Source organism: Bradyrhizobium canariense (genome assembly GCF_018130465.1).
Lineage (GTDB): Bacteria > Pseudomonadota > Alphaproteobacteria > Rhizobiales > Xanthobacteraceae > Bradyrhizobium > Bradyrhizobium canariense_C.
In genome coordinates this window covers 331,583-341,717 of the sequence record NZ_JAFCKJ010000001.1, presented here as the reverse complement: position 1 = coordinate 341,717, position 10,135 = coordinate 331,583, and the positions used below count along the sequence as shown (strand labels likewise).

At 64.8% G+C, this 10,135-nt stretch carries 9 protein-coding genes; 7 read left to right on the top strand and 2 right to left on the bottom strand.

Annotation, left to right across the window (positions count from 1 at the left end; translation table 11 throughout):
• Nucleotides 1–26: 26 nt before the first annotated feature.
• Nucleotides 27–788, bottom strand: a complete 762-nt coding sequence (locus tag JQ591_RS01515) for a hypothetical protein (RefSeq protein WP_211394283.1) — start codon at nucleotides 786–788, stop codon at nucleotides 27–29.
• A gap of 293 nt (nucleotides 789–1,081) precedes the next feature.
• Between JQ591_RS01515 and JQ591_RS01510 the strand changes: the two genes are divergently transcribed.
• Nucleotides 1,082–2,113: an ABC transporter substrate-binding protein gene (locus JQ591_RS01510; protein WP_211394281.1), complete on the top strand. Its 1,032-nt coding sequence runs from the start codon at nucleotides 1,082–1,084 to the stop codon at nucleotides 2,111–2,113.
• The gene (locus tag JQ591_RS01505) at nucleotides 2,110–4,803 is read left to right on the top strand and encodes a hybrid sensor histidine kinase/response regulator (RefSeq protein WP_211394279.1); all 2,694 of its coding nucleotides are present in this window, start codon (nucleotides 2,110–2,112) and stop codon (nucleotides 4,801–4,803) included. The genes JQ591_RS01510 and JQ591_RS01505 overlap by 4 nt, the downstream gene beginning before the upstream one ends.
• Here JQ591_RS01505 and JQ591_RS01500 read toward each other — a convergent pair.
• Nucleotides 4,796–5,719 (bottom strand): LysR family transcriptional regulator, encoded by a 924-nt coding sequence (locus tag JQ591_RS01500; RefSeq protein ID WP_211394277.1) that lies wholly within the window; start codon nucleotides 5,717–5,719, stop codon nucleotides 4,796–4,798. The two genes, JQ591_RS01505 and JQ591_RS01500, sit on opposite strands and share 8 nt — an antisense overlap.
• Nucleotides 5,720–5,848: 129 nt before the next feature.
• Between JQ591_RS01500 and JQ591_RS01495 the strand changes: the two genes are divergently transcribed.
• From JQ591_RS01495 to JQ591_RS01475, 5 genes are all read left to right on the top strand, one after another.
• Complete coding sequence (locus JQ591_RS01495) at nucleotides 5,849–6,787, top strand: ring-cleaving dioxygenase (protein ID WP_211394275.1); 939 nt, start codon at nucleotides 5,849–5,851, stop codon at nucleotides 6,785–6,787.
• Complete coding sequence (locus tag JQ591_RS01490; RefSeq protein ID WP_211394273.1) at nucleotides 6,784–7,410, top strand: alpha/beta hydrolase; 627 nt, start codon at nucleotides 6,784–6,786, stop codon at nucleotides 7,408–7,410. Before JQ591_RS01495 ends, JQ591_RS01490 begins: the two co-directional genes overlap by 4 nt.
• A gap of 175 nt (nucleotides 7,411–7,585) precedes the next feature.
• Nucleotides 7,586–8,365, top strand: a complete 780-nt coding sequence (locus JQ591_RS01485) for an IclR family transcriptional regulator (protein WP_211394271.1) — start codon at nucleotides 7,586–7,588, stop codon at nucleotides 8,363–8,365.
• On the top strand, nucleotides 8,362–9,237 hold the full coding sequence (locus tag JQ591_RS01480; RefSeq protein ID WP_211394269.1) for an ABC transporter permease: 876 nt from the start codon (nucleotides 8,362–8,364) through the stop codon (nucleotides 9,235–9,237). Before JQ591_RS01485 ends, JQ591_RS01480 begins: the two co-directional genes overlap by 4 nt.
• A gap of 5 nt (nucleotides 9,238–9,242) precedes the next feature.
• Nucleotides 9,243–10,124: an ABC transporter permease gene (locus JQ591_RS01475; RefSeq protein ID WP_433995194.1), complete on the top strand. Its 882-nt coding sequence runs from the start codon at nucleotides 9,243–9,245 to the stop codon at nucleotides 10,122–10,124.
• Nucleotides 10,125–10,135: the final 11 nt, after the last annotated feature.

Below are 10,135 nucleotides of genomic sequence, written 5' to 3'. Positions count from 1 at the left end.
GGAGAATGTCGTGGAAGCGTCCGGCATCAGAACTGGCCGGGCGGCAGCTTGAAGATGTCGGGGCTCTTGGCGTCGGCCACGTAGAACAGCAGCAGGCTGGTCGGCGTCAGCACACGCTGGTTGTTGTCCTTGTTCTCGAACGTGCCCTGGAGAAGCAGGATGACCGAGCGATCCTTGGCGTCGCTGCCGCGGAACATCACGATGCCGCCGTTGACGGGCATGTTGACCGCGATGGAGTCGGGCTTGAAGCCCTCGCTGAGGAAATGGGCGCGCAGGATGTTGGCGTTGGAGAACAGTTTCTCCGGCGTGATCGCCGCGTCGGTGCCCTTCGACCAGACCGCGCCGATCTGGATCAGGGACTTGGACTTGTAGCCGAACACGTAGGACAGCTCGGCGATGCCGCCGTTCGGCAACAGCTCGGGCGCCGAATACAGCAGGCTGTGCGTCAGCTCGGACGCATTGTCCTGCGCCCTCACGGCGTCGGGCTTTGCGCCGAAATCCTTGGCTATTGCCGCGCGCACGTCGGCCTCGTTCATCCCGAACTTGGCAGAGCGGAAGCCGTCGATCGCCTTGGACTTGTCGTCTGGGGCCGATGTCTCGGCGGCGGCTGCCGACGTCGCGCCGGCAGCGACCGGCGTACCGGCTGCTGCGGGAGCAGCACCGGCAGCCGCGGCTCTCGGTGCCGGCGCGGCTTTCTGCTTCGGTACGGCGCCCTGGGCCGCAAGAGGCCCCGCCGCGACAGAGGTGAGCAGGCCAACGAGGGCCGGAACGAGATAGATTTTGCGCATCGGAAACCTTCGGAAAAAACTTGAAACAACGCTTCAAAAATCGGCAGTTACGAAATCGGCTTCCCCGAACCGTCATCGCAACCGAGACGGAAAATGTTGCAACACCGCAATGCGTTACAAGGTGTCACGGAGAGACAAGGCTCGAAACAGCGACTCTTTGGCGGCGTAGGAATACGGTATCGGGCTGCCAAACGCTGCGAATGAACATTCATAAACGCAATTTTTCATCAATTGTGGATGCGGGCCGTTCGCGCTAAGCATCCGCCTGGGGCAAGCCACATGCAAAGAATGTCATGACCGAACGGCCTTCCGCTCTCGCGGTCGATCGCCGTGGGTTCATTCGCCTTGCGAGCACAACCGCTGCGGGATGGCTGGCGCTCGGCGCAACATCTGATCGCATGCGGGTCGTGGCATCCCTGACGGCACTGCCGCTCGACGACGAACTGACCAGAAGGAGCATGATCGACAGCCCGACCTCTCGCCTGGGTGGCCTCATTGTGGGCTTGAGGCAGCGAGGTTGGGTCGAGGGCGTCAATTTCCGCTTCGAGCTCCGCTCGACCTTCGGCGCTCCGGATAGACTGAAAACCGCGGTTCAGGAACTGCTGGCGCTCAAGCCGGACGTGATCCTGACCGGCTCGACGGTCGAAACCGCAGCGGTTCTGGAAGCGACCAAAACCGTCCCGATCGTGTTCGCGACCGCCAACGATCCCGTCGGCAACGGCTTTGTCGAAAGCCTTGCCCATCCCGGCGGCAACGTGACCGGCTTCACCAACAGCAGCGCGGAAATGGGCGGCAAATGGCTTCAGCTCATCCGGGAAGCCGTGCCCGATCTTGCCCGCGTCGGTGTCCTGTTCAACCCGGAGACCGCACCTCGCGGCGGGCGCTTCTTCCTCGACTCCATCGAGCAGGAGGCCGCCGTGTCCGGTGTGTCCGTGGTCCCCGCCCCCGTCAACGCACCTGCGGACATCGACGAAGCCATCCGGCGTTTTTCCGAACCGCCCAAGGCGGCGATGATTGCGCTGGTCGACAGCTTCCTCGTGATCCACCGGCAGGCGGCCGTGGCGGCGGCGGCCAAATACCGCGTCCCCACGATTTACCCGTTCCATTATTTCATGGATGCAGGCGGGCTGATGAGCTACGGGCCGACACTCGAAGTGCGCTCGGCCGACTATGTCGATCTCATCCTGCGCGGCACCAAGGCCGGCGATCTGCCGGTGCAATCGCCGCGGAAATATGAGCTCCTGATCAACCGCACGGTCGCCCGCACGCTGGATTTGACGCTCCCATTCACGCTGCTCGCGCGCGCCGACGAGATTCGCGAGTGAACGAGACGATCGACCAGGGAGATTTGCGGACGCCTCCCGGCCGGCTGTTCCGCAAATACCTCTACTCGATCGTCGCGCTCGCCTTTGCCGCGCTTGCCATCAACACCGGCTTCGACGTCTGGTTCTCCTATCGCGAGCAGAAGCAGCTTCTGGCGGCGACCCAGCGCGAGCAGGCAGCGTCCGCGGCCATTCAGATCGGCCAGTTCATCGGCCAGATCGAAAACCAGATCAGATGGCTCTCGCGCCTGCCCCCGGAGCTGTCCACGAACGAGGACCAGCGCCTGAACGCCATCCGACTCCTGCGCCTCTCGCCCGCGATCGCGGAAATCGCCGAGCTCGATGCGCAGGGCCGCGAGCAGGTGCGCGTATCGCGCCGTGTCGCGGACAGGATCGGCAGCAAGACCGATCTCTCCACCTCGCCCGCCTTCCGCGGCGCCAACGAAAGCCGCGCCTATTACGGACCGGTCTACTTCCTTGGTGACACCGAGCCCTTCATGACGCTTGCCACGCGAGGAACTGGCCTCACGCCGGATGTGATTGTCGCCGAGGTCAATCTTCGCTTCATCTGGGACCTCGTCGCCGGGATCAGGGTTGGCAACACCGGCAAGGCCTACGTGGTCGACCGCATGGGAATCCTGATCGCGCATCCCGATTTGTGGCGGGCGCTGCGCCGCAGCGATCTCTCCGGCCATGCCGACGTCCGCGCCGCGCTCGATGGCGTCGGACCGCCCTCGGGCGGCCTGGTCAAAGAGGATCTGTCCGGTCAACGCGTGCTGTCGACCTATGCGACGGTCCCCTCACTGGGCTGGCTGGTATTCGTCGAGCTGCCGCTCACCGAAGCCTATGCGCCGATCTATGCGTCGATCGGACGCTCGACTTTTCTCCTGGTCATCCTGCTGGCTTGTGCGGTGCTGGTTTCCTTGTTTCTCAGCCGGCGCATGACCGTGCCGATCCAGATCCTGACGCAGGGCGCGCGGCGGATCGGCAGCGGCGACCTCGGCCTGCGGCTCGCGATCAAGACCGGTGACGAGCTGGAGGCGCTCGGCGATCAGTTCAACCGGATGGCCGCTCACTTGCGCGAATCCTATGCGACGCTCGAGCGCAAGGTGATCGAGCGCACCTCCGAGCTTGAAAAGACCCGCGACCAGGCCCTTGCCGAGCACGATGCCGCCGAGCGCGCGCGCAGCGCGGCGGTGGCGGCCAACGAGACCAAATCGCGCTTCCTCGCGGTCGTCAGCCACGAGCTGCGCACGCCGCTGAACGGCGTCATGGGCGTGCTGCAACTGCTCGACGACGGCAGCCTCGGCGAGGCGCAGCGGCGTCACCTCACGACCGCGGCCGCATCGGGCGAAACGCTGATCGCTCTGGTCGAAGGCATCCTCGAATATGCGCGCCTGGAGGCCAGCACGGAGACTCTGGAGACCCGCGATTTCCGTCTCGACCAGCTCATCGAGACGGCCGCCGATCTGATGCGCCCGCAGGCCTTCGGCAGGGGCCTGACCTTCGACCTCGCCTGCGATGCGACGGTCAACACCTCCGTGCACGGCGATCCGGTGCGGCTCAATCGCATCCTGCTCAATCTGATCGGCAACGCGATCAAGTTCACCCCGCGCGGCGAAATCGGCTTGAGCGCGGCCGCCGAGCGACACGACGATCATGTCCTGCTGCGCATCACCGTTCGCGATACCGGCATCGGCATCGCGCCCGACATGCACGAGCGGATTTTCGAGGATTTCGTCCAGGCCGACGACAGCATCGCGCGGCGGTTCGGCGGCACCGGCCTTGGACTGGCGATCGCGCGGCGCCTGACCCGCCTGATGCGCGGCGAGTTGACGGTGGCGAGCACGCCGGGCACGGGCAGCTCGTTCATGCTTAAGGTCTCGCTTGGCCTCGCCGCGAGCGGCACCGCGCAAGGCGCGGACCAGCCGCCCTCGCGGCAGCTTCGCGTGCTGCTGGTCGACGACGACCCCGTCAATTGCGAGGTCGGCGAAGCGATGTTGAAGAGGCTCGGCCACCCCACCACCATCGCCACGAACGGCGCGTCGGCCGTCGCACTCGCCCGCGATCAAGCCTTCGACATCATCCTGATGGATCTGCACATGCCCGACATGGACGGGGTCGAGGCGGCATCGCGGATTCGAAAGTTAGGTCTGCCGACCATGCCGCGCATCATCGCGGTGACCGCCGACATGTCGCCCCGCGCCCGCGAGCGGCTCGCGGGCGCGGGCATTGCCAGGATCGTCAGCAAGCCGATCCTGATCAATGCGCTGCGCGAGGCGATCGAGGACGATGCCCAGAACCAGCCAGCCGCGCCGCAACTCGCCGCCGGCGCATTGATCGACCGGCATTTCCTCGACGACCAGAAGGAGCTGTTGGGCGCGGCGCAGATCGCAAAACTCCACAACCTGCTGGAAGAGACCAGCGAAAAGCTGGTCGAGGACATCGCCAAGGCAGCAGTGACTGGCGATCCCGCGCAGCTCGCGCGCTACGCGCATCAACTCGGCAGCAGCGCGAGTGTGCTCGGCCTCGTCCGCCTGTTCGAATTCTGCCGTGAGATCGAGCTGGCGGCAGTCACGATGTCCCCGCCCGAATGCCAGAGCGCCGCCCGCGAAATCGCCGCGCTTCGGAAGGCCTCGATGAGCGCGCTGGACGATCTGCTTCGGCCGGCCGAGCAGCGCTCGGTCAACTAGCCGCGACGGGTTTGCGCGTGCCTGCTTCGTCCTCGCGGCCAAAACGCTCAACCAGAAAATCAATGAAAAGCCGCACCTTCACCGACAGATGCCGGGTCGGCGGATAGACCGCGTATAGCGCGAGCGGCGGCGCAAAATAGTCTTTGAGCACCATACGCAGCTCGCCCTTCCGCAAGGCATCGGCGGCGATGAACTCTGGAAGTAGCGCGAGCCCCCTGCCCTTGATCGCGACATCGCGCAGCACTTCGGCATTGTTGACGCAGAGCGACCATGCCGGCTGGATCCAGTGATCGCCGTCGGTGCCGGTGAGCTTCCACTGATTGCCCGTAAGCAGGAAGCCGTAGGTCAGCGAGGCGTGCCCGCGCAGATCCTGCGGATGTTTTGGCGTACCGTGACGCGCCAGATAATCCGGCGAAGCGCAGATCATGCGCGCCACCGGCATGATTTTTCGCGCGATCAAGCTCGAAGATTCCAATTCCGCGATCCGCAAGGTCACGTCAAAGCCGTCCTGCACGGGATCGAGCAGGTCGTCGCTGAGTACGATCTGGAGCTGAAGCTCCGGATAATGCGCCATGAAATCGGCCAGCACCGGCCCGAGCCGCATCGTGCCGAACGACATCGGGGCGTTGACGCGCAGCAATCCCCGAGGCGCCGATTGGGCCTGCGCCACCGCCTGGTCGGCGGCCTCGATCTCCGACAGGATCACGACCGCGCGCTCGAAATAGCCCTGGCCGTTCTCGGTCGGGCTCGCATGGCGCGTGGTCCGGTTCAGGAGCTGGACGCCGAGGCTCTCCTCGAGGTCGGCGATGTATTTGCTGATCGCAGAGCGTGACAGCCGCAACTGCCGGCCCGCCTCGGCAAAACTGCCGCTTTCGACGACCTTTACGAAGGCCCGGAGGCTGGCGACCTTATCCACGGGCAACCCGGGGCGATTGTTTCCAAATCGTAGACATAGACGTCATATTTGCATGGATTGTCTCCAATCCAAAGCGGAACGATATTTCCGGTCAGAGCAAGACCGCTCCCCGAGCTTTGGAGGACGACAATGTCTGGACTGCATCATGTGACCGCGATCGCCGGCGACCCCATCAGGAATTTCGGCTTCTACACCCGGGATCTCGGCCTGCGCTTCGTCAAGAAGACGGTCAATTTCGACGATCCCGGCACCTATCACTTCTATTATGGCGACGAGACCGGCCGCCCCGGCACCATCCTGACCTTCTTCCCCTGGGCCGGCGTGCCGGCCGGCCGCCGCGGCGTCGGCGAGACGCACCAGACCGCCTTCCGCGTACCGCAACGCTCGCTCGGCTATTGGACACAGCGCTTCGTCGAGAAGGGCATCGCTTACGAGGCGCTGGAGAAGCGTTTTGGCGAGTCCGTGCTGCCATTCACAGACCCTGATGGAATGGCGCTCGCGCTCGTCGGTGTCCCCGGCGCCGAGAGCGAGCCCGGCTGGAGCAACGGCGACGTACCGGCCGAGCACGCGATCCGCGGCTTCCACGGCGTGACCTTGCTGCTCGACAGCGCGGCGAAGACGGCTGCCGTGCTCACCGACGTGTTCGGCTTCAAGGAGACCGGACGCGAAGGCTCCGTGATCCGCTTCAAGGCATCAGGCGACGTCGAAGGCAGCGTCGTCGACATCTACGAGGCCACGGGCTTTTTGCGCGGACACCAGGGTGGCGGCTCCGTGCATCACATCGCCTTCCGCGCGGCGGACGACGCCGAACAGGGAAGGATGGCGCAGAAGCTCGTGAGCGATCATGGCCTGCACCCGACCGAACAGCGCGACCGCAACTACTTCCGCTCGATCTACTTCCGCGAGCCCGGCGGCGTGCTGTTCGAGATCGCGACCGATATCCCCGGCTTCGCCGTCGACGAGCCCGTCGCGACGCTGGGACGTGACCTGAAGCTGCCGAGCTTCCTCGAAGCGCAGCGCAAGCAGATCGAGGGTGTTTTGCCGAAATTGGAAGAGGGCGTGTCGTGACTGAGAATTCATTCGTCCATCGTTACGAGCCCGCGACCAACGCGGGCTCCCCTCCTCTCCTGCTGCTGCACGGCACCGGTGGCGACGAGAACGATCTGCTCGGGCTTGGCAAGATGATCTCGCCCGGCTCGGCCCTGCTCTCGCCGCGCGGACGCGTGCTCGAGCACGGCATGCCGCGCTTCTTCCGCCGCCTCGCTGAGGGCGTGTTCGACGAGGAAGACGTGCGCCGCCGTGCGCTTGAGCTCGGCGACTTCGTTGCGGAAGCACGGAAGCAGTACGGCATCGCCGCACCGGTCGCGGTCGGCTTCTCCAACGGCGCCAACATCGCAGCCGCGCTGTTGGTGCTGAAGCCGGACGCGCTTGCTGGCGCGATCCTGCTCCGCGCGATGGTGCCGCTGTCGGATCCGCCCAAGGCTGCACTCGACGGCAAGCCGATCCTGCTGTTGTCGGGGCAGGCTGATCCGATCGTGCCGGCGAGCAACTCGGCAGGGCTCGCCGAGTTGCTGTCGCAAGCTGGCGCAGGCGTGACCCACAAGGTCCTGCCGGCAGGCCATCAATTGTCGCAAGCCGACGTGACGCTCGCCCGCGACTGGATCGGCAACGTCGCCGCCGAAGTCGCCTGATTTCGAAGGGGCGCACCGCTTCACCGCGATGCGCCCCTTCGCGTGTCCCGCGACCATTCTGACCCTGCGCAATACGGCGCCAATCTTTGCGCGAAATTTCCGCTTGCCCGCTTCCATGCCTGGCTTAGAATTTGGGACATGGTTCCGAATTTTGGAACCGACTTGGACAAGGCTCATGAGCGCCCTCACCAACGCCATCGAAATCCTGCGCTGCTTTTCCGGCGCGCAGCCGGATTTGTCGTTCGCGGATGTGATGACGCTGACGGGCAAGCCGAAAAGCTCGACCTCGCGGCTGCTGCGCGCGTTGCGCGACTGCGGGCTGCTCGAGCAGGATCCTCACACCCGACGCTACCGGCCGGGCCTCCTCACCTTCGAGCTCGGCCGGCTGCACCGCGCTCATGACGACCTCATCAGCATGGCCGAGCGCGAGCTGCGCGAGGTCTGCGCACGCACCGGGCATACCGGTTACATCGCCGTGCTCGACGGTTACGAGCAGGTCGTGCTGAGAATCGTGCCAGGCTCCAATCCCCTTCGCGTCGTCAATCCGCCGGGTCAGCGTACGCCGGCGCTTGCTACCTCGAACGGCCGCGCCATGCTCGCCCGCCTCTCCGACCAGGACATCCGTGCGCGAGTGCCCGCGACCTATCCAAAACTGCCGCGCAACTCGCCGCAGAATTTAAAGCAGTTGATGGTGCGCCTGGACGAAATCCGCCGCACCGGCGTATCCGAGGCGGCCGATGAATCCATCGAGGGCGTGGGCTCGCAGGGCTTTGCGTTGAAGAGCGGCGAGACCGGGGAGATGATCGGGATCGCGGTGTCCTATTCGGTGCAGGCGACCACGGTCGCCGAGCGCGCCAATGTCCGGCGCGAGCTGACGGCGATGGCCGCAAAGCTGCGCCGGCTGACCGGCGATCAACTCGACCAGGTTGTCACACGCGCTCAGGCGACGCGATGAGCGACGCCGCCACCCGACGCCCTAACGGCCTTGCGCTCTTCATTCTGCCGAGCGCGCTGCTGTTTGCACTGTTCTTCTTGCTGCCGATCGGATTGATGGCGCTGATGAGCGTGCTCACCGGCAACCCGGTGGTGGCGCCGAAGGTCGCCTTCACCACGCGGCATTACGCCCGCATGTTCGATGATCCCTATTATCTCGAGGTGATATGGACCACGATCAGGATCGGCCTCGTGACCACGCTGGTTGCGCTCGCGATCGGCTATCCGCTGGCGCACTGGATGGCGCGCATCCGGAGTCGCACCGGGCACGCGCTGCTGCTGATGGCAGTGCTGGCGCCGATGCTGACCGGCATCGTGGTGCGCACCTTCGCCTGGATGACGCTGCTCTCCGACAAGGGCGTGATCAATCAAACGCTCATTTCGCTCGGAATCATCAGCCAGCCGTTGAAGCTGATGTACACGGAGACCGGCATCGTGGTCGGGCTCGTCCACATCTACGTCCCCTTCATGGTGCTGACGCTCACCGGCGTGATCGGCCGCATCGACGAGCGGCTGGAGCAAGCCGCGGAAAATCTCGGCGCCAGTCCCTTGCGCGCGTTCATAGAGGTGACGCTGCCCTTGAGCCTGCCCGGCATCCTGGCCGGCTCGCTGCTGGTGTTCGCGCTCGCGATCAGCGCCTATGTCACGCCGATTCTGCTCGGCGGTTTCCAGATCATGACGCTGCCGATCCTGATCTACCAGCAGATCTCCGCGAACTTCAACGTCGGCTTCGCGGCCGCGCTCGGCATCATCCTTTTGATGATCTCGCTGTTGCTCGTCATCGCCTATAACCACGCGCTTGGCCTCGTCTCTGGCCAACGCGAACTACAATGAGGCCGATGATGGGACCCTCGCACAGCCCATCGCTGGTGTCCGATCAAGAGGCCGCGCTTCGCCTCGCGACGGCGCCAATGCGTGCCATCGCGGGCCGACGGTGCTATGGCCGATACCTCTATCTCGCCGTCAACATCTCCATACTGACGTTCCTGCTGGCGCCGATCGCCGTCGTCGTCGTGTTCGCCCTGAACCCGACGCCCTTCATCCAGTTTCCGCCGGTCGGCGTGTCCTTGCGCTGGTTCGAAAAATTCTTCGCCTCGCGCGATTTCATGCATGCGCTCGGCTTCAGTCTCGAGATTGCGCTCCTCACCACGGTGTCCGCGACCATGCTCGGCGCGTCCGCCGCCCTGGCGCTCGCCCGCGGCAATTTGCCGGGCACGCGGCTGATCGTAGCGACCATGCTCTCGCCGCTGATGCTACCCGCGATCCTGACGGGACTGGCGCTGTTCCAGACTTATGTGCTGCTCGACGTGGGACGTCCGACCTGGGGCCTCGTTGCCGGCCACACGCTGGTGACGCTTCCTTACGTGGTGCGCACGACGCTTGCCGTACTGCATAATTTCGACACGCGCCTGGAGGAAGCCGCGCAAAATCTCGGCGCAAGCCCGTTGCGCACCTTCTTCGAGGTGACGCTGCCGCTGATCAAGCCCGGCGTACTGGCAGGCGCGATCTTCGCCTTCATCGTCTCGTTCGACCAGTTCCCGGTGTCGTTGTTCCTGGTCAGCCCGGGCAACGAGACGCTGCCGGTCACGCTGTTCAATTATCTCAAATTCGATCTGGACGGCACCATCGGCGCCGCGTCGGTGGTGTCGATCGTCCTCGCATTTCTCGTCGTCGTCGGGCTCGACCGCACCGTCGGCCTGCGCTCCTACGTCAAATTGTAACCGTATCGAAG